The sequence below is a fragment of the Amycolatopsis speibonae genome (assembly GCF_042647925.1).
In the GTDB taxonomy this organism is placed as follows: domain Bacteria; phylum Actinomycetota; class Actinomycetes; order Mycobacteriales; family Pseudonocardiaceae; genus Amycolatopsis; species Amycolatopsis speibonae.
Genome location: NZ_JBHRWK010000025.1, coordinates 95,195 through 122,185, shown reverse-complemented (window position 1 = coordinate 122,185; position 26,991 = coordinate 95,195). Strand labels below are relative to the sequence as shown.

The window sequence follows — 26,991 nt, the reverse complement described above, 5'->3', positions numbered from 1 at the left end:
GACGAGCACTACGTTAACCAACTAAATTAAGTCGCACAAGGAAATGGGGCTCATGCCCAGAACCAGTGAGCGCGGTGGCCCCCGGACGCGTGCCCGGATCCTGGAAGTCGCGAACCGGATGTTCTTCGAGCGTGGGTACGAAGCCGTCACCGTCGCCGAGATCGCGCGTGAGGCGGGGTTCTCGAGCGTGACGGTCTTCAATCACTTCCCGCGCAAGGAGGACCTCTTCCTGGACCGCGCTGCCGACGCCGCCGAGCTGGTGCGCTCGGCCGTCCGCGACCGCGCGCCGGGCGTCGAGGTGCTGGCGTCCTTGCGGGACATGTGCCTCCGCGTCTTCGACTCCCGGCACCCGCTGTCCGGCGTCAACGACAGTTCGCTGCCCTTCTTCCGAACGGTCGCCGAGTCGCCCGCGCTCGTCGCGCGTGCGAGGGCCATCGAGTCCGAGCTTCGGCGGACGCTGGCCGAGGAACTGGATCGGGATCCGGCCTTCGAGGGCGACGGGATGCTGCTCGCCGCGTTCTTCGTGGCCGGGTACGGCGCGGTGCTGGTCGAGACCGTGCGCCGCCTGCTCGACGGCGACGCGGTCGACGCCGTGGTGATGGATCACCGCGTGAGCCTCGACAGGCTGTTCATCGCGCTCCGCGACGGGGTCGGCCGCGGTTAGCCGAGTCGCAGTCGATCGGCCAGGCCGGCGGCGGTGAACGCGGCGACCAGGTCTTCGCGGCCTTCGGTGAAGTGCTCCCAGCTGTCGAAGTGCACAGGGACGACCGTGCGGGCGCCGAGGATCCGCGTCGCCTCCGCGGCCAGTGCGCTGTCGAGGACGAGCAACGCGCCGTCGAAGACCGGCTGCAGGCGTGGGGCCCCGGCGAAGAGCACGGCGGCGTCGACAGGGCCGAACCGGTCGGCGACCTGCCGGACGGCGTCGAGCGAGGCGTTGTCGCCGCTGACGTAGACGGTCGGCAGGTCCTTGCCGGTGAGCACGAAGCCGACGACGTCTCCGGTGACCTTCTCCGCGCCTTCCGGCCCGTGGAGCGCGGGCGCGGCGGTCACGGTCACCGCTCCCCCGTCCGGCCGGGTCAGTTCGACCCGTTCCCAGGTCTCCAGCCCTTTCGCGGTACCGCCCAGCCGCCCCGCGCCGCTGGGCGTGGTGAGGGTCAGCGGCACGTCGGCCAGCAGTTTCCGGCCGGAGTTGTCGAGGTTGTCGGGGTGTTCGTCGTGGGACAGCAAGACGGCGTCGACGCGGCCGAGGTCCGCGGGATCGATCGAAGCCGGCGCCGTCTTGGTCAGGCCGGGTCTCCCGTCGGGCCGCCCGTAGTGGCCGGGCTCGTCGAAGGTCGGGTCGGTCAGGAACCGCAGGCCGCCGTACTCGATCAGCGCGGTCGGGCCGCCGAAAACCTGGACGGAGAGCTGGTCACTGATCTGGTTCATCGTTCACCTCACGGATAGGTAGTCCTTCTTCCGTGAGCAACGTTAGCCAGTTATCACGGAAGAGTGCAATAGCTTCCGTGAGTCTTTCTCATGGTTGAACCTGGCGCCTACCATGAGAACGTGGACGACACCGATCTTGACGCCGCTGCCCTGCCGCCCGCGCCGGGCGATGGGCAGTACGCCGCGCTGGCGCTCGCCAACACCACGATCGCGCTGCCCGGGAACCAGTTCACCGATCTCCTCGGCACCCCGGCCGCAGCGACGGACTGGCTCGTCGCGCACGGGCTCGCCCCGGTCGACGCCGGTCTGCAGGAGATGTGCGCGGGACTGGTCCGTTCACTGCGCGAGCAGGTACGGGTGCTGCTCGCCTCGAGGTCTTGCTCGGATCCGGCTCCGCAGAGCGCTCTCAACGCCGTGAACGACGCGCTGAGCAAGGCCCCCACCGCGGAACTGCTGCATTGGGACCCGGTCCGCGGGCTGTACCGCACAGCGTCGCATCCGATCACCCAGATCGTCGAGCACGCGTTGGCGACGCTGGCCGCCAACGCCGCGGATCTGCTCACCGGGCCGGACGCCGAGCGGATCGCCGCCTGCGGATCGGCCCCGTGCACCCGGTTCTTCCTGCGCAACGGACGGCGTCAGTGGTGTTCCGTGCGGTGTGGTGACCGGGCCCGCGCCGCACGCGCCTATGCCAAGCGCTCCCAGCCGGCCGAGGCGGCTCAGCGGTAGGACGCGAAGCGGTCCAGCAGCGGCTTCGGGGAGTCTTCGGCGAAGCAGAGGACAAGGTTTTCGGCGGATTCGGCCGCCGAGGCCTCGCTACGCGGGAAAAGAGCCTTCTCGTACGCGCCGAGAGCGGCGTCGACGTCGCCGGGATGAGCGGCGAGCGCCAGGCCGAGTTCGGAGCCGTCGAACATCGCGAGGTTGGCACCCTCGCCGGCGAACGGCGACATCAGGTGGGCGGCGTCGCCGAGCAGGGTGACGCCGGGGACGCGGTCCCAGCGGTGACCGATCGGCAGCGCGTGGATCAGCCGGGGTGTCAGGTCGCCGTCCGCGTCGAGGATCAGTGCCCGCAGTCCCGCGTCCCAGCCGTCGAAGCGGTCGAGCACGGCGGCTTTCGCGGCGACGGTGTCGCTGAAGTCGATCGTGGAGAGCCATTCCTCGGCGGTCTTCAACGCGATGTAGACGTGGAGGCTGCCGGTGCTGTCGTGGTGCGCCAGGAAGCCTTTGGCCGCGCCGAGGGCGAAGAACATGCCGCCTCCGACGAGCGCGGCGCTCTCGGGGTGGCGGTTCTCGGCGTCGTGAAGGTGCACCTCGACGAAGGAGATTCCCTCGTAGGCCGGTCGAGCGCCGGAGACCAGGGGCCGGACCTTGGACCACGCGCCGTCGGCGCCGATCAGCAGGTCCGTGGTGAACGCGGTGCCGTCGACAAGGGTGACTTCGTGCCGGCCCCCGCCGAGCGCGCGGGTGCCGGTGACCTTGGCATCCCAGCGCACGGTGCCCTCGGGCAGCGAACCCAGCAGCAGGTCTCGCAGGTCGCCACGGGCGACTTCGGGACGATCGCCGTCGCTGTCGTCGGCCTCCTCCAGGTGTACGACGCCGTGCTGGTCGAGGATGCGCATGGCCTCGCCGCCGGGGTGCACGAGTGCGCGGAATTCGTCGTGGAGCCCGGCCGCCCGGAGTGCTTCCTGGCCGGAGTCCTCGTGGATGTCGAGCATTCCGCCCTGCGTCCGGGCGGAAGGTGAAGCGTCGAGGTCGAAGACCGCGGCTTCGACGCCGTTGACGTGCAGGACGCGGGCCAGGGTGAGTCCGCCGAGGCCGGCGCCGATGATCGCGATGGGGTGATGTGTGGTCATGTCGGATTCCTTTCGGGTGGTACGGCGGTGTCCGTGATCCCGGTGATGAGCACCCGCAATCCCCACGACATCCGCTGTGCCGGTCGTCCGGTGAGCAGGTCGGCCGCGTGGGCCGCGATCTGCGGGTGGGTCGTCTCGTCGGCGTCGCGCACGGCGCGGGCCAGCGCGTCCCAGTCGTCCGGTGTTTCCTGGTCGGCGTGCTCGGCCGCGGTCGCCGTCGCGTGCTGCAGGAGGATGTCGATCCCCCACGCACGCCGCTCGGGTGGCACGTCGCCCTCGGCGAGGAGGACGAGCAGGTTTTCCACCAGGCGCAGGTAGTTCTCGCCACTCGGGCGGGCCACCAGCGCGGACAAGGCGAGCCCGGGATACTCCAGCAGCATCGAGGTGTAGGCCGTGAGCAGCCGTTCGAGCCGGTCACGCCAGCCGCCCTCGGACGGTGGCACGGGGATCGTGCCGAGGAGTTCGTCCAGGATCGCCGCGTGCAGCTCGGCGGTGTTGCGGACGTACACGTAGAGCGAGGCCGCGCCGGTGTCGAGTTCCTGCGCCAGCCGACGCATCGTGACCTTCCGCAGGCCTTCCTCGCGCAGGATCCCGACAGCGGCGGCGACGATGCCGTCACGGGTCAGCGCGGGTTTGGCCGGTCGTTCCCGGCGGCTCTTCTCGGGTGCCATACGTCAATCATAACGAACATGTTCGTGACGAACAAGTTCGGAGCGAACATGTTCGACACAGGTCACATCGAGTGGCACTACTTCCATCGGGGGTTTGTCCGTCCACTGCGGACTGAAATGACGAAGGCAGAGAGATCAACTCTCTCTGCCACTTCTAACATATAGCGCACCTGGGGGCTTGCGGCAAGACCCCGGTCGTGCCGCAGAATCTCCCGCCGTGAACCACGAGCACGACACACGGGGGAACTCTTTGATCGACGTGATCATCGCCGGCGGCGGTCCGACCGGCATGATGCTGGGCGCCGAACTACGGCTGCACGGCATCCGCGTGGTCGTCCTGGAGAAGGATGCGGAACAGTCCAAGGTCGTCCGCTCCATGGGCCTGCACGCGCGCAGTATCGAGGTGATGGACCAGCGAGGCCTGCTGGAGCGCTTCCTGGAACACGGGACGAAGTATCCGGTCGGCGGCTCTTTCGCGGGCATCGTCAAACCGGCGCCGTCCTTGGACAGCGCGCACGCCTACATCCTCGGCATCCCCCAGACCATCACCGACCGCCTGCTGATCGAGCACGCCACCGAGGTGGGCGTCGAGATCCGGCGCGGCTGCGAAGTGGTCGGCCTGAGCCAGGACGACGACGGCGTGGACGTCGAAGTGGCCGACGGGTCGAAGCTGCGATCGCGCTACCTCGTCGGCTGCGACGGCGGACGCAGCACGGTGCGCAAACTCCTCGGGATCGGCTTCCCCGGCGAGCCCGCCACGGCCGAGACGCTGCTGGGCGAGATGGAGCTGACCGAGGACTGGGAAACGGTGCTCGCCGTGATGACCGAGGTCCGCAAGACCCAGTTGCGGTTCGGTCTCTCCCCGATCGGCGACGGGGTGTACCGGGTCGGTGTCCCCGCCGAAGGGCTGGCCGAAGACCCCCGGGTCCCGCCGGCGTTCGAGGAGATCAAACGGCAGCTCAAAGCCGTCGCCGGCAGCGACTTCGGTGTGCACTCGCCGCGCTGGCTCTCCCGCTTCGGCGACGCCACCCGGCTGGCCGAGCGGTACCGCGTCGGCCGCGCGTTCCTGGCGGGCGACGCGGCGCACATCCACCCGCCCGTCGGCGGACAGGGACTCAACCTCGGTGTCCAGGACGCCTTCAACCTCGGCTGGAAACTGGCCGCCGCGATCACCGGCTGGGCACCGAAAGACCTGCTCGACACCTATCAGACCGAACGGCACCCGGTCGCCGCCGCCGTCCTGGACAACACCCGCGCGCAGATGCAGCTGATGTCGCTCGACCCGGGCTCCCAGGCGGTCCGGCGGCTGCTGGCGGAACTGATGGAGTTCGAGGAAGTGAGCCGGTTCCTGACCGAGAAGATCACCGCGACCGGGATCCGCTACGACTTCGGCGACGGGCACGAACTGCTCGGCCGCCGCCTGCGGGACCTCGAACTCGAGCAGGGGCATCTCTACGGGCTGACCCGCGGCGGCCGCGGCCTGCTGCTCGACCAGACCGGCAGCCTTTCGGTGCGGGACTGGGCGGACCGCGTCGACCACGTCGTCGGCGTCAGCGAAGAGCTGGGTGCACCGGCGGTCCTGCTGCGCCCTGACGGTCACGTGGCCTGGGCGGGCGACGACCAGGAGGAGCTGCTCGTCGCGTTGCGCCGGTGGTTCGGTGAGGGCCAAGTCCTCTAGTACGCCAGGGGCACCGGCTATTGGCTGGTGGCGTTCCGAACCCGTTGCCACGACAGGAGTTGATGACCATGACCGGACGGGTCGTGCACTTCGAGATCCCCTTCGAAGACGGCGAGCGCGCACGCGGTTTCTACCGGGAGGTCTTCGGCTGGAAGACCGTCACACCGCCCGGGATGGACTACACGATGGTCTCGTCGGGGCCGACCGCCGGAACCGGCATGCCCTCGGAACCGGGGTTCATCAACGGCGGGATGCTGGCGAAGAAGTTCAGCGCCGCGTCCGGTCCGGTGATCGTGGTCGACGTCGACAGCGTCGACGACACGCTCGCGGTCATCGGGAAACAGGGCGGTTCGACCCTCGTCGGCCGGACCGCTGTCGGCGACATGGGTTTCTCCGCCTACTTCAAGGACCCGGAAGGCAACGTCATCGGTCTCTGGGAGACGGCGAGCCGGGGCTGAGACCGCAGGGCCCGTGACCGGTGCTGTCACGGGCCCTGCGGCCCCCGGTAGGGCAGCGTCTGGTTGTAGACGATGTTGGTGTTCGTGCTCCCGAACAGCGCGAGCTCGTTGACGATCTCCTCCAGCCGTCCCATCGACGGCGCCGCGATCTTCAGCGAATAGCAGTCGTCACCGGTCGTCCGGAGGCACTCGAGGATCTCGGTCCGCTCCGTCAGCAACTTGTGCAACGGCGAGTGCTTGCTGCCCGGATACTTCAGCCGCACCACGGCGAGCACCACGTATCCGGCCTTCTCCAGGTCGACTTCGGCGCGATAACCGGTGATCACCCCGGCCGCCTCCAGGCGCTTGACCCGCTCCGTCGTCGCCGACGCGCTGAGGCTGACCCGCTTCCCCAGCTCGGTGAGCGGAAGCCGCCCGTCTTTCTGAAGCTCGACCAGGATCGCCCAGTCCGTCGCGTCGAGAGTCTCGGTCATGCGGCCAGATTACCGGCAGATCCACGGCGGACACGCCGTTGCGCAGGGAAAGATCTCTTCCCGGTTTTCCGCCGCGCAGATAGCCTTGACCTGTGCGAATAGGTGTCAACGTCCCGAATTTCGGACCGGGGACCGACCCCGGGATCCTCCGCGGCTGGGCCACCACGGTCGAAGGCCTCGGCTACGACCTGCTCATGGTGTCCGATCACGTCGCGATCACCCCCGACGTCGCCGAGCAGTACCCGGCGCCGTTCTACGAACCGTTCACGACCCTGTCCTGGCTCGCCGGCGTGACGAGCCGCATCCGGCTGGGCACCACGGTGCTCATCGTCCCGTACCGGCATCCCCTGCTGATCGCCCGGATGGCCGCGAACCTGAACCAGCTCAGCGGCGGGCGGCTCGTGCTCGGTGTCGCGTCCGGCTGGGCCCGTCAGGAGTTCGAAGCGCTCGACGTCCCGTTCGAGAAGCGCGGACGGCTGACCGACGGCCACCTCGACGCCGTCCGGAAGGCCTGGGCGGACGACGCCGACTACCGTGCCGGCGAGATCCCGATCTGGGTCGGCGGCAACAGCGACGCCGGGATCCGCCGCGCCGTCCGGGTCGGCGACGCCTGGCATCCGCTGCGGGCCACCCTCCCCTGGCTCACCGAAGCACTCACCAGGGTCAAGACCATCGCCGACGCCCAAGACCGGCCCGTTCCCGCGTTCACCCCGCGGATCCTGCTGACCATCACCGACCGCCCGGTCACCGGACCCGGCCGCCTCGCCGGGGAGGGCACGATCGAGCAGATCATCGACGACCTCGACCGGCTTCGCCACCTCGGCGCCGAGACCGTCGTGCTCGACCCGTTCTCCGGTGATCCCGAAGAGACCCTCCGCCCGGAAGCCGCATGGCAGGCTTTGGCGACCGTGGCCGCCCACTGGGAACTGGGCCGATACCGAACCGAACAGGACTGATCATGACCGAAGAAGACGAGAAGTTCCTCCGCCGCGCCATCGAGCTCGCCGCGAAGTCCCGGGCCGACGGCGACCCGCCCTTCGGCTCGCTGCTCGTCGGCCCCGACGGCACGGTGCTGGCCGAGGACCACAACACCACGGTGTCGCACTCGGACATCAGCCTGCACCCGGAACTGAAACTCGCCGTCTGGGCCGCGCGTGAACTGGATCCCGCCGCCGCGGCGGGGACGACGATGTACACCAGCTGCCAGCCGTGCGGGATGTGCCAGGGCGCCATCGAACGCTCCGGCCTGGGGCGGGTCGTGTTCGCCCTTTCCGGCGAGCAGGTCACCGCGCTCAAGCCGCCCGCGACCGGACCCGGCGTCAAGCTGGAGGGTCCGGCGTTGTTCGACGAGGCCCGCGTCCCGGTGGCCGGGTACTACACCTGAGCGCCGGCGAAACCGGATTCTCCTTTGCGCGGGCAGTGGAACAGGACGGGTTCGACGGCCACCAGTTCACCCATCGTGGAGGCCGCGTTGCGTTAGGGTGATCACGATGTCCGCCGAACTCGTGCCCGCCGCGCTGGAAGCGTCGAAAACCAGGCTTCCGGAGACCAGGCCCGAGAACCGGCGGCAGGTTCTCGCCGAAGCCGTCGCGCTGCTGCCCGCGCTCCCGCCTGCCGACCCGCTCGATCGGTACGCGATCCGGCACATCACCACACTCTGGCTCGAGACCGACAAGACCGACCACACCCGCCGCGCCTACTACGCCGACCTCTCCGCCTGGCTCGGCTGGTGTGCTCGCACGGGACTCGACCCGCTCACGGCACGCCGCGCCGACGTCGACGCCTGGAAGAACACCCTCACCGTCACCGGCAAGGACGGTCTGCCCCGCCCGGCCGCCGACTCCACCGTCGCCCGCACCCTCGCCGGCATCTCCAGCTGGTACCGGTACCTGCAGTCCAACGACATCGCCGATCGCAACCCGGTGTCCGCGGTCAACCGGCCCAAGACCGGCAAGACCCCGCCGCTGCCCGCGCTCGGCGGCGAGTCGACGGCGAAACTGCTGAACCACATGGAGAACCGGGCCCGCGCCAACGACACCGAGGCGTCCTGGCGCGACGCGGCCGTCGTCGCGATCCTGTTCTACACCGGCTTGCGCGTCTCCGGCCTGACCACCGCCACCGTGCGCGACCTCGACACCGACGCCGGGCACACGATCCTGCGCTACACGGCCAAAGGCGGTCACCGCGACTTCGTCCCGCTCGTCCCCGCCGCCCAGCACCCGCTGCGCCGCTACCTCGACCTGCGCGCCGCCCGCGCCGGCGTCCTCCCCGGCGAACTGACCGGCCCGCTGCTCGCGACCATGCCCCACCGCTACGACAGCACCAAATCCGGCGGGAAACCGTTGGCGCAACGCGACGTCTGGTTCCTCCTGCGGGCTCAGGCCCGCGCCGCCGGACTCGCCGAAGCCAACACCATCTCCCCGCACACCGCGCGGCGGACCACCGGAACCCTGCTGCTGGCCAACGACGTTCCCGTACAGAAGGTCCAGGACCTGCTGGGCCACGCCGACATCCGCACCACCCGCGACCGCTACGACGCCCACCGGCACAAGCTGGAGACCTCTCCCGTGCACGCGCTGGCGCAATTGCTCGCCGACGCGCGCCACCGTCAGAGCTGAGCCTGCCCCGGCTGGGACTTCGTCGCCCCGATCACGACACCGTCGACCCGCGTGAGCCAGCTCCCGCACAGGCAACGGACGTAGTCGAGCCGCCCCTGCGAGACCCGCTGGGACTTCGTCGTGCTTCCAGGCAGTTCAGCCAGCGGCCACCCGCACCGCGGGCACATGTTCGCTTCCATACCCCCGATCGTGGTGTAATGAGTCAATGCACTTCAACCCTTACGGCGGGGCCGCGGCGCAGATCGCCGCCGAGCTGATCAACCTCGGTGACACCGCAGACCCCGCGACCCTGACCGCGATCTTCAAAGACCGCATGACCGTCCCCGCCGTCCAGGACCACGAAGCAACCGAAATCATCGCGTGGACCACCAGACTCCGGCGCGTCTTCGAAGCGGACGCACCCGCACGCGTCGACCTCGTCAACGCGCTCCTCCACGATTCCGCGTCGAAGCCCTACATCTCCACCCACGACGGCAAAGCACCCCACCTGCACTACGTCGACGCGCAAGCCGGCACTGTTCCCCGGGTCCGCGCCTACACCGCGGGAGGGCTCGCTCACCTCGTCTGCGACGCCCCGGACCGCTTCGGCCTCTGCTCACGCGAAGGCTGCGAGACCGTCTACGTCGACGTCTCCCGCAACGGACGCCGCCGGTTCTGCTCCACCCGCTGCGCCACCAGGGTCCACGTCGCCGACCACCGGAACCGGCAAGCGAGCTAGATCGCGTACCGCCACGCCGTCAGGGCATGTGCCGAGAACCACGCACCCAGGACCACCCACGCCGCCGCGGCCGCCACCGCCGTGACCGTCCGCCGCTTCGACAACCCGATCGCGATCGGGATCAGCACCGGGAACGCAGGCAGGATGAACCGGATCTTCGCGTCCGGCAGCCCGCGCGTGCCGATCGCCAGAAGCAGCACGCCGACGCCGTACAGCGTCAACGGCCACGGCAACCGGATCACGACCGCCACCACCGCCAGTGCCACCGCACCCAGCAGGAACAACACCGTCAACGTGCTGAACACCGACTCGTCGCCGGTCAGCCGCGACAGCACCGAATCCGCGGTCTCCGCCCCGAAGTCGAACTCGGTGTTCCAACCCCGCAGTTCGATGTCCTGCCACCCGGTCCAGCTGCCCGTCCGGTACGCGACGAATCCCAGGTACCCCGCGACCCCCAGCGGCGCGATCACCGCACCCGCCAGCGCCCACCGGCGCTTCTCGGTACGCCGGAAGACCGCGATCAGCGCCGCGACGACCACCACCGCGACCAGCACCACCGCCGTCGACCTCGACAACCCGGCACCGAACGCGCACAACCCGGCCAGCAACCAGCGCCGCTCCAGCACACCCACCAGCGCCCACACCGCGAACGCGCAGAACACCGCCTCCGTGTAGGCCATCGAGAACACGATCGCCATCGGCGCACCGGCCCACAGCGCCACCAGCAGCAAGCCGGTCCGGTCGCCCCGTTCCGGCGACACCGCCCGCCCGATCCGGATCAACCCGCACGCCAGCACCAGACCGCCCAGCACCGACACCAACAGCGCCGCGGTGACGACGTCGAACCCGAGCCACATCGCCCCACCGACGAGCTTCGGATAGAGCGGGAAGAACGCCATCGGCGCGTCCGAATACGGCTGCCTCGCCGCGTCCAGCGTCCCCGGCAGATCGGCGTACCCGTGCACCGCCAGCCGCAGGTACCACTGCCCGTCCCACGCGGTCAGCCGATCGGTCAGCGCCGCACCACGCCGGGCGGCCAGCAGGTCGAGCAACTGGACACTCGCCGTGCGGATCACCAGGTAGAGCAGGATCGCTCTCGGATAGGGCGACCGCGCCAGCCTGTCGAGAACTCTCTCGAACACACTCGCCGGACGCCCTTGCCGGGGCGCCATCTCGGGAACGGCGGGCTGATCAAGGTCGTCGACTTCTCGAAGCACGCTCAGAGTGTCCACAATGCGAAGTCATCTCGCCGTTCGATCTCGAAGATTCCTGGTCTCGAACACGTGGGAAACGCCACAAACCGGGCTTGTGACCCACCTCGATCTTGTGTTTCCCAGGCCCCGGCTCCTGCGTTCTGAGCATGAGCGAACGGAACCTCCATGACACGGTGGCCATCATCGCGGGCGGCGCGAAAACCTCGTCTGTCGCGGTCCAAGACGATCTGACCCGGGTCGCCATCGCGGTCGACACCCATGGCGTTTGGTCACCTCAATGCGGGCGCGCCGAGCCGTGGGCGAACGGTCTCGACCTTCACCCCTTCCCAAGCGGCCAAGCGGCGGTGACACGTCGGTCGGGTTGGTCGTGAGTGGCGATTCGGGTTAGAGCCGTCTAGCCGCTCACGAGGCTTCACCGGCCCGCCGGTCGTGGTGCTCCAGCAGCTTCGTGAGCAGCGCGGCGAACCGTTCCCGCTCGGCAGCCGACAACGGTGCCAAGAGTTCGTCCTGACGCTCGGCCAGCTGCTTTTCCAGCCGTCGCAACTGCCGTTCACCCGCTGCGGTCAGCGAGATGACGTTGCGGCGCCGATCGGCCGGGTCCGGGGCGCGCTCGACCAGCTCACGCTCGGCGAGCTCGTTGATCGTCGCGACCATCTCGCTGACGTGGATGCCGCTGCGGCGGCCCAGCGTCGCCTGGCTGGCGGGCCCGGATTCGTCCAGCGTCGCCAGCACGCGGAAGTGGTAGCCACGGGCGTCGACAGCGGAGAACCCGTCGGTCACCAGGCGATGAGCGTGGTTCGCCGTCTGGGTGAGCAGCCAGCTGGGCAGGTCCCGCCACCTGGCGTACGGCTCGTCCTCGGGGTTCTCCATGTGACGAGTCTAACGAATCGTTGGGCGGCCGAACGATTGCGCTATCGTTGGGAACCTAAACGTTTGGTCGACCAACGATAAGACGCCGTGGAGCCGAGACCATGATCAAGCCCTTCCGCATCGACATCCCCCAAGCCGACCTCGACGACCTCAACGACCGGCTTTCCCGCACCCGCTGGCCCAACGAGGTCGCCGACGCGGGCTGGGACTACGGATTCCCGCTGGCACGGCTCAGAGAACTGGCCGATCACTGGCGCACCGGCTACGACTGGCGCGCCCACGAAGCCGAGCTCAACGAGCTTCCGCATTTCACCATCGGGATCGAAGGTCAGAACATCCACTTCGTCCACGTCCGGTCCGCCCGCCCGGACGCACTCGCGCTGATCCTCACTCACGGCTGGCCCGGCTCCTTCCTGGAATTCCTCGACGTGATCGAGCCGTTGTCACGCGACTTCCACCTGGTGATCCCGTCCATCCCGGGCTACGGCTTCTCCGGTCCGACCCACGAACGCGGCTGGAGCATCGACAGGATCGCCCGGGCCTGGGCCGAACTGATGCGCCGCCTCGGGTACGAGCGCTACGGAGCACAGGGCGGCGACTTCGGCTCGGGCATTTCGACGGCGCTCGGCGCGGTGGCTCCGGATCAGGTCGTCGGGGTGCACGTGAACTACCTTCCGACCCGGCCGGATCCGGACGCCGGCGTCGAACTGTCCGAACAGGACGAAGCCCGGCTGGACAGGGTCAGGAGCCTGATGGCGAATCGCCCGCCTTACCAGGCTCTGCAGGTCGCCACCCCGCAGACCATCGGCTACGCGCTGACCGATTCACCGGTCGGCCAGTTGGCCTGGATCGCCGAGCGCTTCGCACAGTGGACGGATCCTCGCTCTCCGATCGGCGACGACCGGATGCTCACCGACATCTCGCTGTACTGGCTGACAGCCACCGCGGCCTCGTCCGCACGGCTGCACCATGACGGCCTGAGAGGAAACGCGCCTTGCCGCGTGCCGCTCGGCGTGGCGGTACTCCCGTACGACATCACGCAGTCGGTGCGACCGTTGGCCGAGCGGCTGTACGACGTCAGGCACTGGTCGGAGTTCGAGCGCGGCGGCCACTTCGCCGCGATGGAAGTGCCGGACCTGCTCGCCGAAGACATCCGGGACTTCTTCCTCGCTCTCCTCAGGTAAGGCCTGTGAAGACATCGGACCTGCAGAACGAACTCACCCGCGATGTTCGGCGATCGCCCGGGTCAGCCGAAATGGTCGCCAAGACCGCCACGAAGCAGGTCGAAGGCGTGGTTGGCGTTGGCCACGGCCTCGGGGTAAAGATCGTCGGCGCGGCACCCCTCGGCCAGTTGCCGCCAGTTCAGCTCGACCAGGACCTGGAGGGTCCGGCTGATCTGGCGGGCGGCCAGGTGCGCGGTCGTTTGAGCGGCGTTGGCCGCAACCAACGCGTCGGTCAGCGCGGCGTCGCCGCGGGTTCCGTACTGCTTCAAGCGGGCCCTGAGGCTGTCGGTCATGGAGACCATCCGATAGAAGGCGAGCACCTCGGGGTCGTCGCACAGGCCATAGGCCGGATCGCGCTCGGCGAGTCGGTCCAGGAAGAACCGGTGCAGCGCGGCCAACGGCGTCTCCCCCGCCGCACGGTCCAGGACCACCCGGGCGGTCTCGGTCTCATGATCGGCGAAGCGGTGCAGCACCAGGTCTTCCTTGGTCGGGAAGTACTTGAACAGGGTGCGCTTGGAGACCTCCGCCGCCTCGGCCACCTCCACGACCGAGACCTGGTCGAAGCCGGACCGCAGGAACAGCGCGATCGCGGCCTTGGAGATCGCGGTCCTGGTCTGCAGCTTCTTACGCTCTCGCAACCCGGTCACCGGTAAATCCTATACCAAGGCGGTAAGTAAACCTGGTATACATATCTACCGGGTGTACCGAAGGAGTGGAGGGGCGATGGAGACCGAGGTCATCGTGGTGGGCGGTGGGCCGACCGGGTTGATGCTGGCCGCCGAGCTGGGCCTGGCCGGGGTCCGGACCGTGGTGGTGGAGAAGCTTGTCGAGCGCAGCGGCCAGTCCAAGGCCGGCGGCCTGCAGCCGCGCACCGCCGAGGTGCTGGACCAGCGTGGCCTGCTCGACAACGTGCTGGACCGCGCGACGGCGCGGCACGGGGCGGGCGGTCACTTCGCGGCGCTGCCGGTGCCACTGGACTGCCGGCCCTGGCGGACCCGGCATCCGTGGGGTGTGCCGATTCCGCAGGCCCGGGTCGAGGAAGTGCTGGAGAAGCGGGTCGTCGAGTACGGCATCCCGGTGCTGCGCGGGCACGAACTGGTGACACTGGATCAGGACACCGAGGGCGTTACCGGGACCGTGACCGGTCCGGATGGCGAGGCGGTGCGGCTCCGTGGGCAATACCTGGTCGCTTGCGACGGCGCGCACAGCGGGGTGCGCAAGCTGGTCGGCGTCGGTTTCCCCGGTACGGCGGGCACGATCTCCGCGGTCGTCTCCGATGTCGTGCTGACCAGCCGGTCGGACGCGATACCGACCACGATGGAGCATTTCAGCCGGCATGTCCGCGGTAAGGACGGCCACTGGACGGCACTGTCTCCTTTGGATAATGGGTGCTACCGGCTGATGTTCGGCTCGCCGACCCGGGTCCCCCGGGATACCCCGGTCGCCTTGGCCGAGGCGCGCACCGCACTGCAGGCCGTGTACGGCGAGGAAACCGACCTCCAGGAGATCCGGTGGGCATCGCGGTTCAGCAACGCCTCGCGGCAGGTCGACCGGTATCGGGTGGACCGGGTGTTCTTCGCCGGCGACGCGGCGCACATCCACCTCCCGGTCGGCGGGCAGGGCATCAACCTCGGCATCCAGGACGCGGTCAACCTCGGCTGGAAGCTCGCGGCGCGACTGCGTGACCGGGCGGGAGACGCGTTGCTGGACGGCTACCACGCCGAGCGCCACCCGGTAGCCGCCCGGGTGCTGAACAACACCAAGGCACAGGGCGTGCTGATGAACATGATCGAGGACGAGAACGTCGCGGTGCTGCGCGACATCGTCCTCGATCTCGCGCGGACACCCGACGGCAACCGCTACCTGGCCGGCATGATTTCCGGCCTCGACGTGCGCTACGGCGACTCGGAGCATCCCCTCGTGGGCTCCCGGATGCCCGATCTCGGGCTGACCACGGCCGTCGGCCCGACCCGGACCTACGACCTGCTCCGCGGCGGTCGGGGCCTGCTGCTGGAACTCGACGGCGAGGCGACGCTGGCCGGCCACGCGCGAGGCCGGGTCGACCACGTGTCGGCGACCGTGACCGAGGACTGGCGGGACGCGGTGGACGCGCGGGCGGTGCTGGTTCGCCCGGACGGCCACGTGTGCTGGGCAGCGGGTGCCGAGAGCCCAGAAGCCGCGCTGCACCAATGGTTCGGCCGGTAACGATCGTCCGGGTTCCCCCTCAGACCACGAGGGGGAACCCGTTCGATTGGTGAATACATCTGTCGCCTCCGATGTTCCTCAAGCGCCGGTAACGCCAGACTCGGCCACGAGCCTGTCCTGGTTCCGGGAGAGTCGGGCCAGGCACGTGACGCCTGCGATGAGGAGCACGATCAAGTACGCGTTGCCGACGATCGCCTCCCCGAGGGTCCAGTCACGCTCGACGCCGCCCCCGCCCGGAACGACCGCGACCGTCCACCCGGTGAACAGGACGGCGATCGCCACCGCTACCCCACGATGGCCCTTGGCGACGAGGTAGCCGACCGCGGGCACCACCCAAACCCAGTGGTGTGTCCAGGAGATCGGACTGATCAGCAGGGAACATCCGGCCGTGACCAGCAGCGCGGCTCGATCGTCGCCCGCGCGGTGGAGCCGGTGCACGAGCCACATCGCCAGCGCCGCGCAAGCCACGCCGAACGCCACGATCACGACTGTGGCCGCCGTCCCGTCCGGCATCGTCCGCGCGACGAACGCTTGCCACGACTGGTTTCCCACCCAGCCCTTCGTCGCGGCGAAGTGGGCGTTGAGGATCGCCGAGGTCCAGTACCGCACGGAGTCCCCCGGCAGGACGACCATCGCGAACGCCGTCACCCCGAGAAAGGCCGCCAGCGTCCGAACCGCGTCGGCGAACCGCCTGACCACCAGGAGGTGGACGATGAAGATCAGCGGGATCAGTTTGATCGCCGCGACGATCCCGATCGTGATTCCGCGCCAGCGCGAGTCGCGCAGGAGGACCATGTCCGCCACGACGGCGGCCATCAGGACGAGATTGACCTGGCCGAGGCCGATGGTCTGCCACACCGGTTGCAGCGCGAAAGCTCCGAGCAGCAGAAGCGGAAGGTGCGCTCGATCGGCGAACGGCCGAAGCGCGAAGTAGAGGGAGGGGGCCGCGGCCAGCGCGAGCAGACCCCAGCACAACTGGGTCGGCAGCGCGGTCAACGCGGTGAAGAGCAGCGCGGCGAACGGCGGATAGGTGAACGGAAGTTCCAATGCCCAGTCGGGAAGCGCGTGCAGCGGTGAATACACGCTTTCGCCGCGGACCACGGCGAACCCGCCTGCCCGGTAGACAGCCGAATCGATGCCGAGCGGCGTATCCGAAATCCACCAGACGAGCGCGACCAAGGCGAACACGGTCATCGCACCGCCGACGACGACCGGCACCCGGTTGAGACGCAGCTCTTTCGACCACTTCATGGGGGAAACGATCTCGGGAACCGGACCGGGAAGCATCGCCCCAGGGACCAGTTCCGGCGCCCCTACCCCGGTATTCGATCTTCGCGTGTACCACTACCCCGGTATCAGGGCGTGGTGCCCGGCACGACGAGGCCAGCCTCGTACGCGACCATGACCGCTTGGGCGCGATCACGCACCCCGAGCTTCGCGAACACCCTGCTGACGTGGGATTTCGCCGTCTGTTCCGCGATCACCAGCGCCTCGGCGATCTCCGTGTTGGACAGGCCGCGTGCGATCAGCCGGAGCACCTCTGTCTCACGGGCGGTCAGCTCGGCGACGAGGGAGTGACCGGTGTGAGCGGACGCGTGGGTGCGGGTGAACTCGCCGATCAGTCGCCTGGTGATCGTGGGTGCGAAGAGCGCGTTGCCCGAGGACACCACTCTGACGGCGGTCACCAGGTCGTCCAGTGGGGCGTCTTTCAGCAGGAACCCGCTGGCGCCCGCCCGCAGCCCGCCGAACACGTACTCGTCGATGTCGAAGGTGGTCAGGATCAGCACGCGGACTTCTCGCCGCTCCGCCACTATCCGCCGGGTCGCCTCGATCCCGTCGAGTTCGGGCATGCGCACGTCCATCAGCACGATGTCCGGTTCGAGTTCGGCGCACAGCGCGACGGCGGTGGTCCCGTCCGCGGCCTCTCCGACCACCCGCATGTCCGGCTGTGCGTCGAGCACCGCGCGGAAACTCTGCCTGACCATGGTCTGGTCGTCGGCGATGACCACCGAGATCACGGTTTCGGCTGCCCTTCACGATCGAGCGGAACGGTCAGGGCGACCAGGAACCCACCGTCCGGCGTTTCCCCCACCTCAAGATCCGCCGCGAGCATAGCGGCCCGTTCCCGCATCCCGACCAAGCCGTGCCCGCCGCCCGCCTGGTCTGTCCTCTTCGGACTGTCTCCGGGGCCGTTCTCGATGAACAGCCGGACCGATTCCCGTCCGGCCGCGAGTTCGACGGAGATCGACGCGCCGGGAGCGTGCTGGATCGCGTTGCTCAGCGCTTCCTGCGCGATCCGGAACACCGACAACGCGACCCCGACCGGAACCGCGTCGAGGTCGCCGCGCAGGTCGAGCTCGCACGACGTGCCGGCGGCCTTGACGCCTTCGACGAGTTCGACCACTCTCGCCAGCCCCGGCTGTGGCGCGACCAGGAGCGCGTGATCCTCGGATCGGAGCACTCCGAGCAGCCTGCGCAGTTCGGTCAGGCCCTCGCGGGCGGTTCCGGCGAGGTCGGCGAACTCCTGCCAGATCTCGGCCTCGCGGCCGTTCTCGCCCGGATCGGCGAAGCGGAACCGGGCCGAGTCCGCGCGTAACGCGAGCACGGACATGTGGTGTGCGACCACGTCGTGGAGTTCCCGCGCGATGCCCGCGCGCTCCTCCAAGAGTGCCGCCCGGGCCTCCTCGGCGAGCCTGCGCTCTTGTTGCGCCCTGCGCTCTTCCTCGGCGAGCCTGCGCTGGCGGACCGTGTTGCCGAGGAAGAACGCTATCCCGCCCAGCATCACGAGCAGTGCCGCGTCACGCCAGTCGCGGACGAACGGCACCGCGGCGGCGAAGGAGATCAGCCCCGCCCAGGTCAGTTCCGCCTGGTCGTTGCTCTCGCCCACGAGGTAGAAGACAAGCGCCGCCGTGAGCGCGAGGCCCGGCGCCCAATGCCAGCCCCAGGCACCGGAGATGCCGGGCAGGGTCAGCGGGGTGGTCGCGATGCCGACGATCAGCGTGCGCCATCCCCACAGTGGCGAGCGCACCGCGAGCAGGCAGGGCAGCACCGTGACGAGCACGTTGAACGTCTTCGCGGGCGGCGATACCGAAACGGTCGAGAACGTGACGAAACCCGACCAGAACGCCCAGCCGACGATGGTGAGAAGACGCAGCCAGCGCAGCCCCGCCGAACGCTTCGGCGGGGCGTCGGTTCCGGTGAACGCCGTGTAGCGCAGGGCATCCCACCACACCCGCAGGCGTTGTCGGTCGGCCATCAGGCGTGACCCTACCTTCAGCTCGACTCACCCTGCGTGATCAGAAGGGGCCGCCCCTTCCGGTGGCTCGCTGGTGATGAAGACCGGGGTCGCCGAAACGGAGAGGCGCAGTGTTCCGCCGTCCCGTTCGACCGGCACCTCGGCGCCGAAGACGTCCACCGCGCAGGCGGTGGGGTGGGCCCATTCCCGGGTGAACTCGGTCGCCGATACCGCGTCGGTGTCCTGGGTGGCCGCGCGTTCCCAGACGATCAGCACCGGGGTACGGCCGATTCGCGGGATCTCGAACAAGTACAGGCCTGGTCGGTCGTCGACGGTGATCCGGTCGACTTGTCCGGCACCGTCGAGGTGGCGAGCCAGGAGTTCGAAAGTCTCGGCGGCCGGGTATCGGTGCTCGATCGCGTCCCCGACACGATCCATCAGCTTCAGCTTGTCGAACATCAGGGCGGCGACCACCCGGCTGCCGGAGTCCAGTTGCCGCTCGTAGGCAAGCGGAAAGGACAGGCTGCGCCGCGCACCGGCCGACAAGGCCAGGACGGTGCGCATCACCAGGTCCCGGCAGGCCAGCCGGTGACGTTTCGCATCCAGTTCGGCCGGACACCCGGCCATGAACATCTGCAACGCGGGCGGGAGTTCGCCCATTCTGTCGTAGAGCTCGACCACCGCCGCATCTTCCGCTGCCGCCACGGTCTCGGCGGTGTCGGGCATCGGTTCCTGCCCGAGGAACTGTCGCTGATGCACGGCCAGTACCTCGGCCAGATACGGCAGGTTGCCGGGGAACTCGGTCGGCAGCGGACCGCCTTGTTCGGCGACCACCACGGGTTTCCGATACCCGTGCGCGGCCATCTGCGCGTGGCAGGCCTCGACGAGTGAAGCGACCAGATAGGGGTCGCCATAAGGATGCACGTCGAAGATGTCGAAACATTCCGCGGCGCCGCGCAGCACCTGCCCGAAGAACGTCGCCCAGGTCCGGGTGCCGGCCGCGCCGTCGCCGAGCATCGCACCGGGCACCGCGCCACCGAGTACCACCAGCGCTTCGGGATCGGCCTGTTTGACCGCATCGCGAAAGAGCCGCAGATGCGCCAGGTATTCCTCGGCGGTGCCATCCCAGAACAGGGGCAGGCACGGCTCGATCTCGCATTGCCAGAACCGGATCCTGCCGGCGCCACGCTCCGCGATCGCACGGACGAATCGGCTGTATCGCTCCGCGTCGGCCGCGGGTGAGGCAGGCAACCACTTCGTCGAGCGTCGTGTCGCCCACGGTGAGCCGGACACGACCGTGACCCAGGCCTCGACGTCGCCATCGAGCTGCTCCAGCACAGCGTCCACGGTGTCCCAGACGAAACAGTCCGGCTCAGGCTCTATCTGCGACCAGCAGATGTTCACCCGTACGATGCCGGCTCCCAGTTCGCGGGCCTGCGGCACAAAGGTTTCAGGTGGACCGAACAAGCCGTACGACGAGCCCTGGGCGACACCGATCCGGATGTCCGGCAACCGACCCTCCGTCAAAGAGGTCCGGGTCATCGAGAGCTCCTTTGCTTCAGCAACCTTAAGGGACTGTTCGTCCCCTATGATGCTCAAAGCTAGCACCCCGGCGCGCTTTAGAGGACGAGTAGTCCCCTAAACTGTGAGGATGGCCGTTTCACCGAGATCAGGCGACGTCGACGATCCCCGGCGTGCGCCACGACGCCGGGGCGCCGCGCTGGAACAGGCGATCCTGCGGGCAGCGTTGGACGAGCTGCTCGGGAGCGGATACGCCGGCCTGACCATCGATCGCGTCGCCGCACGCGCCGGGACCAACAAGTCCGCGGTCTACCGTCGCTGGCCCCACCGCGCGGCCTTGGCGGTGGCCGCCTATCGCCGCACCGCGGTGACCGAGGACCTGCCCGACACCGGCGACCTGCGCGCCGACGTGCTCGCCTTGTTGCGTGCCGCGGCCGAACGGATCGCTTCGCCACATGGCGAAGTGCTGCGCATTCTCGCCACCGAGCTTCGCGACGAGCCGGAGTTGCTGCGCGAAGCTCGAGACCGACTCGTGGAAGCAGGCACGCGCCGATGGCTCACGGTGCTCGGCCGCGCTGTCGACCGCGGTCAGGCCCGCCCAGACGCGCTGACACCTCGCGTCGCCACCGTCGCCCTCGACCTGCTCCGTAACGAATACCTCGTCCGCGATGTCACCGTCATCCCGGACAGCACCCTCACCGAAATCATCGACACCATCTACCTCCCCCTGGTGCGGACGCGTACCGAGGCCGGTTGACGATCAAGATCCCCGACACCCCGTGTGGCACCGAGTGCCAGGCTGGATGTCGTGCTACTTCTCGGCCAAGGCGGCGTTCACCTTGGCGATGACGGCATGCAGGGGTGTCGCTGTGGTCATCACGGCCACCACCGTCGTTTCGGGCCCTTCGGACGCGCCGCCGGGCCGGAACGCGTCGATGACCAGCGCGAAGGCCTCGGCGGCGCTGGCGGTGATGTCGTCCTGACCGCCGCTGCGCAGCCAGCGCCGGAGGACGTGGTTGTTGGCGGCCGCGATCGCCGCGGCGGCCACGTCCGCCCGCAGGCTCGCCGTCTCGTCACCCTGTTCCGCGAACCGCGCCCGCAGATAGCGCGCGAGCACGCGCTGATAGCGGTCGACGGTCGCGACCTCTTTGTCCCGCAGCGAAGGCACCGTCCGCGTCAGCGTGAACCGCTTGAGCGAGACGTCGAGCTCCGCGGCGTAGGAGTCGAGGACCAGGCTGACGGCGGCGCACGCCATCTCCACGGGATCACGATCCGGGCCCGCGGCGGCGAACGTCTCCTCCATCTCGGCCACGATCTCGTCGTGGTTCGCGAAGAGCACGTCGTCCTTCGCCTCGAAGTACCGGAAGAACGTGCGCCGACCCACCCCGGCGGCGGCCGCGATCTCGTCCACCGTGGTGGCCTCGTATCCCTTGGCCACGAACAGGTCCACGGCCGCCGCGGCGAGCGCGCGGCGCAGGCGGCGCCTGCCCGCGGGGGTCGCCCCGGCTCTGGTCACCGGCGCTCGGCGCGGCGAATCGGTCATAGCGGGACGGTAGCAGCAGACTTGCTAGTGACACTGAGTGCCGTTAGGCTGTCGAAGACTCCCGGGGCATCGTGTCCCCATCTGCCGTTCGGAAGGCGCCGACGATGTCGCTGGACCAGCAAGTGCTACCGGTCGAGCCCCTCTTGCCACGGGACTCGGTCCGCCCCCGAGGCGACGCCTTCTACGGCCGACTGTTCGGCTGGTCGCTGAAATGGCGTGGCTCGCAGCCGTTCCTGGTGCTGGAGAACGGGGTCTGCGCGGTGACCCTGCCCAAGATCAACGGCAATCAGGTCCTCGCCCGGCTCGCCGAGACCGGCTGCGGGGGCCCCGCCTTGACGGTGCTGACCCAGCAGGGCCCGCGTGTCGCCGTACTCGCGGAGACCGACGGGCTCATTCCCGCTCGGATCTCCCTTCCGCAGCACGTCGAAGTGCTCGCCTGGGGCGCACTGCTCCCCTTGCCCGCCGACTCCGGACGCGTCGAGGCCCACGCGGAATGGCTCGTGGAACCGGATCCCCGGCAGCGGTGGCTGCCCAGCCTGGACGCCGTCATGGCGGGCGTCCGGCCGAGATAGCGCTCGCCGTTCACGCCGCCACCGACGCCTGGGCCGACACGAGCAGGGCACCACCGTCCGATTCGGACAGTGTGATCTCGAGGGTCGCGCCTTCGGCCAGCGGCGGGAGGTCGCACAGGGTCACGCGGCCGATCAGCCGTTGCCCTCGGCGCGTGTTCGCCATGCCGGAACGACGGACCTCGATCCCCGAGCGGCGCCACACGCGCACGGTGCCCGTTGTCGTACTCCGGGCGCGCCGTCGGCTTGCGCGCCAGGCCGCGAGTGCGGCGCCCGCCGTGTTGCACAGCACGTCGTCCAGCGACCCGACCCGGCCGGCGCCCTGCCAGACCTGAAGACACTCGATCGACACGGACACCACGAACGCGGAGACGACGATCCGCGGCACCGGCCTCGCCCAGCCGAAGCGCACCGGCATCAGCACCGCGAGCGGCGTCAGCAGGAAGACGTTGCCCGCCAACTGGATCAGGGCGAGGTCCGGGTGATCGCTGAAGACGGGCAGGACGTCCGCCAGCAGGTGAAGGCTCACCGACGAACCACGTCCCGCCGTCGGCGCCGGGACGAACACGACCAGGAGCACCGCGAAAAACGAGGCCAGCAAACCGAAATCCAGTGCCGCCGCGAACGGACGCCGCCGCTTTCCCTGAAAGCGCGCCACGAATTCGGCGATGCCCGCACCGGCCGCGGCGGCGAGCAGCGACCACGGTGCGGCGCCGGAGAATGCCTGCCACCACCATCCCATGCACTCCCCTTTCGCCGGTGATCGTCTTCGGCGAGAGTGGCAGCATCGTGAAGGCCAGACAAGAACCCCGACTATTGTCGGTGAATAACTACCATTTGCGTCGATACTTCGCGGCGTCCGATTGTCACGGCCGTGCGGTCAGCCGCCCAGGGCGGGGCCGATCCAGCGGCGGACCAGGGCCCGCAGTCGATCGTCGGTGTGGGCCGGGGTCGAGGGGTACTGCAGGAACGAGAGGAACAGCCGCATCAGCATCTCGGCGAGCCCTTCGTAGTCCTCATCGCTAGTGACGCCCACCGCGGCCCAATCGACCGGCACGTTCCGGAGGATCCGCGCGCCGAGTGAGAAAGACTGCAACGAAGTGACCGCGACGGTGAAGACGTCGGCTTCGCCCGCTTTCAAGAGCAGCCCCAGATGGGGGTCTTCGGGAACGGCGCGGACGCCGAACACCACGGATTCCACGGCGACCTCGGTGGCGCTGCCGAACGAGGCCAGGTGCCGTTCCATCCGCCTCGCGAACTCCTCGACCCGGTCCAGCGCGACCGCGCCGAGGATGTCGGCCAGGCTCGGGAAGTAGCGGTAGACGGTCTGCCGGGTCACGCCCGCTTCCGCGGCGACGTCGGAGAGGCTGGTCTTGGCGAGGCCTACCCGGTCGATACAGGCCGTCGCCGCGGCGACGATCCGGCGGCGAGCCTCGTGCTCGGTTCCGGGTGGGTTGCCCTGCCATCCGTGGTGCCCCATCGCTCCATCTTCCCCGAACGGAGAATCTCAGACGGTGGCAGGTGCCGCGCGGCGCACGCGGTACAACGCGGCCAGCATCAGACCGGCGCCCGCGAAGCAGGCCAGTGCGTAGAGCCCGTTCCCGATCGGGGCGCCGTCTTCGGTGATGCCGTCTTCCGCGGCGAGGTAGGCCGGTAGGGCGCCCAGCCAGAACACGGCCATCCCACCCAGGTACACGGCGGGATAGAACCGGGCGAAGGGCGCCAGGGGCTCGCCGGGACCGCGATGCCGGACGAAGATCCAGGTCCCCGCCAGCCACAGCAGGGCCAGTTCGACGCCGAGAACCCAGGCTTGCGCGGTCGTGTTCGGTTCGCTTCCGCCGAAGACGCTCGACGGGAGTCCGGCGATCGCCATGGTCGGCGGGGTGAGGACACCGGCCAGCACGACGCGCCCCGCGAGCGACCGACCGCGCCGCGGTCCGCCGGCCAGGCGCACCACCAGATAGGTCATGGCGCCCATCGAGACGGAGGCGAAGAGCAGCATGCTGTTCATGGGCACCGAATCCAGCGCGGGGTGATTGACGATCCGGTTGTCCCCGTTCCAGGCCCACCATTTCAGCTGCGGGCCGAGGTGATCGAAGACCTCGTAGAACACCTGGCAGGCGAAGGCGACCGCCACCGAGCCGATCAGCGCGCCGCGGGCGCGGAAGATCCCGAGCGAGCGGACGAGCTCGTAGACGAGCTGGCTGATCATCGGGTAGAACGCGATGATGTAGAGCGGCAGGCGGTCCCACATGAACTGAACGGTGAACCGGTTGTGGGCGAAGATGAAACCGTACTGTCCTTCGAGGCCGAACCACTCCGGGAAGTAGAGCGGCGGCTCGATGACGAAGAGGTAGACCAGCGAGGCGCACCACAGTGCCAGGTTGGTCGAATCGCCCTGACGGTGCCGCCGGACGGCGTGGACCAGCGCGAAGACGGCGCCGCCGAGGACGAGCAGTTCCAGCAGCGGCATCGTCCAGTGCGCCGCTGTCCACGGTGGACGGATCGAGAGCCACGGGGACACGTCGTGGCAGTCGAAGCCGAGGCCGCGGGTGACGGCTTCCGCCTCCGGCCCGCATACGGCGCTCACCTGGAGACCGCCGGTTTCGCGGCGGTGCCTCCCGGCGAGTAGTCCGTGACCGGCGGTTCGGCCCGGGCGTCGAAGTCGAACGGGACCCGGTGCCGTCCCAGCGCGGCCCGGATCCGGTAGCGCAGCAGCCCCGCGAGCACTCGCGGGTTCGTCATCATGTCGCGCAGGGACTCGTCGAGGTTGAACACTTTCGCGAAGTGCTCGTCGACGACGTCGTCCTCGCGGGCGGCGCCGACGATGAGCCTGAACGCCGGTCCGGACATCGCCGACAGTAGGCGGCGCTTCCACTCCGCCGCCTTTTCGGTGCCCACGGCGCAGGCGTAACCCTGGTCCCTCGCCATCGCCAGGCTCCACGGCACGTTGAGCAGCTTTCGTTGCGCGGCAAGGAACTGTGCGGAGAATTGCCCGTCGAGACGGTCAGTGTCGGCGAGGTGCTCGCGCAACAGCAGCGCCGATCCCGCGGCGGAACTGATGCCCTGCGCGTAGAACGGGTTGAACGCGCAGATCGAGTCGCCGATGAACGCCAGGCGCCTCGGCGGAGTGCGGAGCAGGTCGTAGCGCCGCCACTTGTTGCCTGTCGACCTGGTCAAGTGGACTTCGGAGGTCGGGGTGGACCGGTCCATCGCGGCCGCGAACAGCGGCGCCCTCACCCGGCGGGCCGACTCGACGAACGACTCGGTGGTCCGCGGCATCTCGAGTCCCCACGAGCCCATGCACGCGATGACCCGGTTGCCCTCGATGGGGAAGAAGTTCACCAGGAACTCGTGCTCGTCCGGATGCGTTCCCTTGTCGGGGGTCGGCATGATCACCAGGTGCTGCCACCACCAAGACCCGGGTCGGTCGTCGGGTGACGGCAGGTCGTACCAGCGCGAGGTGTAGGTGACCTTGGCGTCGAGGGTCCGCACCTCGGGTTCGGGCCAGCCTGCCGCCGCCAGCCAGGCGCCGACGGAGGATCCACGGCCCATCGCGTCCACCACGAAGTCGGCGTCGACGTGCTCGTCGCCGTCACGCCCGGAGAAGCCGACCCCGGTGACGTCGCCGTCCCGTGTGGTCACTCCGCTCGCCGCGACACCTTCGCGGATCATGACGTTGGGCAACTCCCTGACCTTGTCGCGCAGCACGCGTTCGATGAGGATCCGCGAGCTGTAGATCATCGTCATGGCGCTGCGTTTGCGTGCCGACCAGCCTTCGCCGTCGAGATAGGCGGCGTCCATGGACGGCATGAGATGCAGTCCCCCGGCGGCGATGAGGTCGTCCTCGAACCCGGGGAACAGCGCGCCGATCGCACGGCGGCCCGAGTTCAGCAGGAAATGCGGATGCTTGCTCTGCGGCACCCCGCGCCGATGTTCGGCCTCGGCCGGAAGCTCGTCACGTTCGAGTACCAGGACCTGGTCGAAATACGGGGCGAGCGCTCCCGCGGTGCAGAGACCGGCGGCGCTGCCACCGAGGACGACGACAGTCTTCCCGAGGCGCATGCGGATCAACTCCCAGCGTCATTCATACAGATTGACAACGCCTGCATGAATGTATGAATGTCGCCGGAGGCTGTCAAGGAACCGGCCCCGGACAGCACAAAGGGCCACCCGGATGCCGGGTGGCCCTCAGTGGCGGGTTTCAGCAGCCCTGGCGACCGCTTTCGACCGCGTGGTACTTGCCGCCCCAGTTCAGATAGCCCCGGGCCGACACGCAGTAGTTCCCGGTGCCGGTGACGCCGACCGGGCCCGCCTTGTAGGCGAAGTCACCATCGTCGGGCGACGAGGTGACGGTGGGCGTGCAGGGCTGGCCTTCGCTGCCCGTTTCCTTGCAGCGGCTGATGACGACGTAGGTGTACGAGGACTTCCCGTATGCCGCGCCGCGGTGATAGAAGCAGGCGCTGTTGGTGCCGCCGTTGCCGGAGTTGTAGTAGATGACCAGCTCGCCGAGCCCGTCGACGGTCTTGGAGAAGATGTTGGTACCGGAGCAGGAGACGGCCTGGGTGGAGGCCTGCGCGGGAGCCTGGGCGAGACCCAGGAACATGACGAGACCGGAGGCGGCCACGACGACCCGGCGGAGAACGGACGACATACGGGAACACTCCTTCAGGTGAAGATCAACCGCGAGAAGGTAGCAAGCGCCAAGGGAAAT

The 26,991-nt window shown here is 68.9% G+C and carries 30 protein-coding genes; 12 read left to right on the top strand and 18 right to left on the bottom strand.

Going from position 1 to position 26,991, the window contains the following annotated elements; genetic code table 11:
* The first annotated feature begins 52 nt into the window (after nt 1–52).
* A complete protein-coding gene (locus ACFOSH_RS19265) occupies nt 53–664 on the top strand; it encodes a TetR/AcrR family transcriptional regulator (RefSeq protein ID WP_378240345.1) in 612 nt (203 codons plus the stop codon).
* Here the strand turns inward: ACFOSH_RS19265 and ACFOSH_RS19260 are convergent.
* On the bottom strand, nt 661–1,428 hold the full coding sequence (locus tag ACFOSH_RS19260; RefSeq protein WP_378240344.1) for an MBL fold metallo-hydrolase: 768 nt from the start codon (nt 1,426–1,428) through the stop codon (nt 661–663). The genes ACFOSH_RS19265 and ACFOSH_RS19260 overlap by 4 nt on opposite strands.
* 90 nt (nt 1,429–1,518) lie before the next feature.
* Here ACFOSH_RS19260 and ACFOSH_RS19255 point away from each other — a divergent pair, with 90 nt between their 5' ends.
* A complete protein-coding gene (locus ACFOSH_RS19255) occupies nt 1,519–2,157 on the top strand; it encodes a CGNR zinc finger domain-containing protein (RefSeq protein ID WP_378240342.1) in 639 nt (212 codons plus the stop codon).
* Here ACFOSH_RS19255 and ACFOSH_RS19250 read toward each other — a convergent pair.
* Nucleotides 2,148–3,281 carry an FAD-dependent oxidoreductase gene (locus ACFOSH_RS19250; RefSeq protein ID WP_378240341.1) on the bottom strand — a complete coding sequence of 378 codons (1,134 nt, stop codon included), beginning with the start codon at nt 3,279–3,281 and terminating at the stop codon, nt 2,148–2,150. The two genes, ACFOSH_RS19255 and ACFOSH_RS19250, sit on opposite strands and share 10 nt — an antisense overlap.
* A complete protein-coding gene (locus ACFOSH_RS19245; protein WP_378240340.1) occupies nt 3,278–3,952 on the bottom strand; it encodes a TetR/AcrR family transcriptional regulator in 675 nt (224 codons plus the stop codon). Before ACFOSH_RS19245 ends, ACFOSH_RS19250 begins: the two co-directional genes overlap by 4 nt.
* A 250-nt stretch (nt 3,953–4,202) precedes the next feature.
* On the opposite strand from ACFOSH_RS19245, the gene rox reads away from it, so the two are divergent.
* The gene (gene rox / locus ACFOSH_RS19240) at nt 4,203–5,630 is read left to right on the top strand and encodes a rifampin monooxygenase (RefSeq protein ID WP_378240445.1); all 1,428 of its coding nucleotides are present in this window, start codon (nt 4,203–4,205) and stop codon (nt 5,628–5,630) included.
* 68 nt (nt 5,631–5,698) lie between these two features.
* A complete protein-coding gene (locus ACFOSH_RS19235) occupies nt 5,699–6,088 on the top strand; it encodes a VOC family protein (protein ID WP_378240339.1) in 390 nt (129 codons plus the stop codon).
* Between the two features lie 26 nt (nt 6,089–6,114).
* Here ACFOSH_RS19235 and ACFOSH_RS19230 read toward each other — a convergent pair whose 3' ends face one another.
* On the bottom strand, nt 6,115–6,561 hold the full coding sequence (locus tag ACFOSH_RS19230; RefSeq protein WP_378240338.1) for an Lrp/AsnC family transcriptional regulator: 447 nt from the start codon (nt 6,559–6,561) through the stop codon (nt 6,115–6,117).
* 92 nt (nt 6,562–6,653) lie between these two features.
* Between ACFOSH_RS19230 and ACFOSH_RS19225 the strand changes: the two genes are divergently transcribed.
* The 3 genes from ACFOSH_RS19225 (at nt 6,654) to ACFOSH_RS19215 (ending at nt 9,179) form a co-directional block, all read left to right on the top strand.
* Nucleotides 6,654–7,517: an LLM class flavin-dependent oxidoreductase gene (locus ACFOSH_RS19225; RefSeq protein WP_378240337.1), complete on the top strand. Its 864-nt coding sequence runs from the start codon at nt 6,654–6,656 to the stop codon at nt 7,515–7,517.
* Nucleotides 7,518–7,519: 2 nt separating this feature from the next.
* The gene (locus ACFOSH_RS19220) at nt 7,520–7,945 is read left to right on the top strand and encodes a nucleoside deaminase (protein ID WP_378240336.1); all 426 of its coding nucleotides are present in this window, start codon (nt 7,520–7,522) and stop codon (nt 7,943–7,945) included.
* 106 nt (nt 7,946–8,051) lie between these two features.
* Nucleotides 8,052–9,179, top strand: coding sequence for a tyrosine-type recombinase/integrase (locus ACFOSH_RS19215; protein ID WP_378240335.1), 1,128 nt, complete (start codon nt 8,052–8,054; stop codon nt 9,177–9,179).
* Here the strand turns inward: ACFOSH_RS19215 and ACFOSH_RS19210 are convergent.
* Nucleotides 9,170–9,358 carry a hypothetical protein gene (locus ACFOSH_RS19210; RefSeq protein WP_378240334.1) on the bottom strand — a complete coding sequence of 63 codons (189 nt, stop codon included), beginning with the start codon at nt 9,356–9,358 and terminating at the stop codon, nt 9,170–9,172. The genes ACFOSH_RS19215 and ACFOSH_RS19210 overlap by 10 nt on opposite strands.
* Before the next feature lie 26 nt (nt 9,359–9,384).
* On the opposite strand from ACFOSH_RS19210, the gene ACFOSH_RS19205 reads away from it, so the two are divergent.
* Nucleotides 9,385–9,897 (top strand): CGNR zinc finger domain-containing protein, encoded by a 513-nt coding sequence (locus tag ACFOSH_RS19205; RefSeq protein ID WP_378240333.1) that lies wholly within the window; start codon nt 9,385–9,387, stop codon nt 9,895–9,897.
* Here ACFOSH_RS19205 and ACFOSH_RS19200 read toward each other — a convergent pair.
* Both ACFOSH_RS19200 and ACFOSH_RS19195 read right to left on the bottom strand, forming a co-directional pair.
* Complete coding sequence (locus ACFOSH_RS19200) at nt 9,894–11,129, bottom strand: hypothetical protein (protein ID WP_378240332.1); 1,236 nt, start codon at nt 11,127–11,129, stop codon at nt 9,894–9,896. The genes ACFOSH_RS19205 and ACFOSH_RS19200 overlap by 4 nt on opposite strands.
* Before the next feature lie 384 nt (nt 11,130–11,513).
* Nucleotides 11,514–11,981 carry a MarR family winged helix-turn-helix transcriptional regulator gene (locus ACFOSH_RS19195; protein WP_378240331.1) on the bottom strand — a complete coding sequence of 156 codons (468 nt, stop codon included), beginning with the start codon at nt 11,979–11,981 and terminating at the stop codon, nt 11,514–11,516.
* A 101-nt stretch (nt 11,982–12,082) separates the two neighbouring features.
* Between ACFOSH_RS19195 and ACFOSH_RS19190 the strand changes: the two genes are divergently transcribed.
* Nucleotides 12,083–13,165, top strand: a complete 1,083-nt coding sequence (locus tag ACFOSH_RS19190; RefSeq protein WP_378240330.1) for an epoxide hydrolase family protein — start codon at nt 12,083–12,085, stop codon at nt 13,163–13,165.
* Between the two features lie 62 nt (nt 13,166–13,227).
* On the opposite strand, the gene ACFOSH_RS19185 is transcribed toward ACFOSH_RS19190, so the two are convergent.
* On the bottom strand, nt 13,228–13,851 hold the full coding sequence (locus ACFOSH_RS19185) for a TetR family transcriptional regulator (protein WP_378240329.1): 624 nt from the start codon (nt 13,849–13,851) through the stop codon (nt 13,228–13,230).
* A 76-nt stretch (nt 13,852–13,927) separates the two neighbouring features.
* On the opposite strand from ACFOSH_RS19185, the gene ACFOSH_RS19180 reads away from it, so the two are divergent.
* Entirely contained in the window at nt 13,928–15,409 is a 1,482-nt protein-coding gene (locus ACFOSH_RS19180) for an FAD-dependent monooxygenase (protein WP_378240328.1), read from the top strand.
* 78 nt (nt 15,410–15,487) lie between these two features.
* Here ACFOSH_RS19180 and ACFOSH_RS19175 read toward each other — a convergent pair whose 3' ends face one another.
* From ACFOSH_RS19175 to ACFOSH_RS19160, 4 genes are all read right to left on the bottom strand, one after another.
* Nucleotides 15,488–16,660, bottom strand: coding sequence for a glycosyltransferase 87 family protein (locus ACFOSH_RS19175; protein WP_378240327.1), 1,173 nt, complete (start codon nt 16,658–16,660; stop codon nt 15,488–15,490).
* A gap of 104 nt (nt 16,661–16,764) precedes the next feature.
* Nucleotides 16,765–17,427, bottom strand: a complete 663-nt coding sequence (locus ACFOSH_RS19170; RefSeq protein WP_378240326.1) for a response regulator — start codon at nt 17,425–17,427, stop codon at nt 16,765–16,767.
* Nucleotides 17,424–18,665: a sensor histidine kinase gene (locus ACFOSH_RS19165; protein ID WP_378240325.1), complete on the bottom strand. Its 1,242-nt coding sequence runs from the start codon at nt 18,663–18,665 to the stop codon at nt 17,424–17,426. Before ACFOSH_RS19165 ends, ACFOSH_RS19170 begins: the two co-directional genes overlap by 4 nt.
* Before the next feature lie 27 nt (nt 18,666–18,692).
* A complete protein-coding gene (locus tag ACFOSH_RS19160; protein ID WP_378240323.1) occupies nt 18,693–20,186 on the bottom strand; it encodes a hypothetical protein in 1,494 nt (497 codons plus the stop codon).
* A gap of 109 nt (nt 20,187–20,295) precedes the next feature.
* Here ACFOSH_RS19160 and ACFOSH_RS19155 point away from each other — a divergent pair, with 109 nt between their 5' ends.
* Nucleotides 20,296–20,922 carry a TetR/AcrR family transcriptional regulator gene (locus ACFOSH_RS19155; RefSeq protein ID WP_378240322.1) on the top strand — a complete coding sequence of 209 codons (627 nt, stop codon included), beginning with the start codon at nt 20,296–20,298 and terminating at the stop codon, nt 20,920–20,922.
* Between the two features lie 54 nt (nt 20,923–20,976).
* On the opposite strand, the gene ACFOSH_RS19150 is transcribed toward ACFOSH_RS19155, so the two are convergent.
* A complete protein-coding gene (locus tag ACFOSH_RS19150; protein ID WP_378240321.1) occupies nt 20,977–21,708 on the bottom strand; it encodes a TetR family transcriptional regulator in 732 nt (243 codons plus the stop codon).
* Nucleotides 21,709–21,812: 104 nt separating this feature from the next.
* Between ACFOSH_RS19150 and ACFOSH_RS19145 the strand changes: the two genes are divergently transcribed.
* Complete coding sequence (locus ACFOSH_RS19145; protein ID WP_378240320.1) at nt 21,813–22,280, top strand: glycogen operon protein GlgX; 468 nt, start codon at nt 21,813–21,815, stop codon at nt 22,278–22,280.
* A gap of 10 nt (nt 22,281–22,290) precedes the next feature.
* Here the strand turns inward: ACFOSH_RS19145 and ACFOSH_RS19140 are convergent, their stop codons facing one another.
* The 5 genes from ACFOSH_RS19140 to ACFOSH_RS19120 form a co-directional block, all read right to left on the bottom strand.
* Complete coding sequence (locus ACFOSH_RS19140) at nt 22,291–23,019, bottom strand: VanZ family protein (protein ID WP_378240319.1); 729 nt, start codon at nt 23,017–23,019, stop codon at nt 22,291–22,293.
* 138 nt (nt 23,020–23,157) lie between these two features.
* Nucleotides 23,158–23,757 carry a TetR/AcrR family transcriptional regulator gene (locus ACFOSH_RS19135; RefSeq protein WP_378240318.1) on the bottom strand — a complete coding sequence of 200 codons (600 nt, stop codon included), beginning with the start codon at nt 23,755–23,757 and terminating at the stop codon, nt 23,158–23,160.
* A gap of 27 nt (nt 23,758–23,784) precedes the next feature.
* Entirely contained in the window at nt 23,785–24,867 is a 1,083-nt protein-coding gene (locus tag ACFOSH_RS19130; RefSeq protein WP_378240317.1) for a hypothetical protein, read from the bottom strand.
* Nucleotides 24,864–26,342, bottom strand: coding sequence for an FAD-dependent oxidoreductase (locus ACFOSH_RS19125; protein ID WP_378240316.1), 1,479 nt, complete (start codon nt 26,340–26,342; stop codon nt 24,864–24,866). Before ACFOSH_RS19125 ends, ACFOSH_RS19130 begins: the two co-directional genes overlap by 4 nt.
* A 139-nt stretch (nt 26,343–26,481) precedes the next feature.
* Nucleotides 26,482–26,931, bottom strand: a complete 450-nt coding sequence (locus tag ACFOSH_RS19120) for a hypothetical protein (protein ID WP_378240315.1) — start codon at nt 26,929–26,931, stop codon at nt 26,482–26,484.
* Nucleotides 26,932–26,991 lie beyond the last annotated feature (60 nt).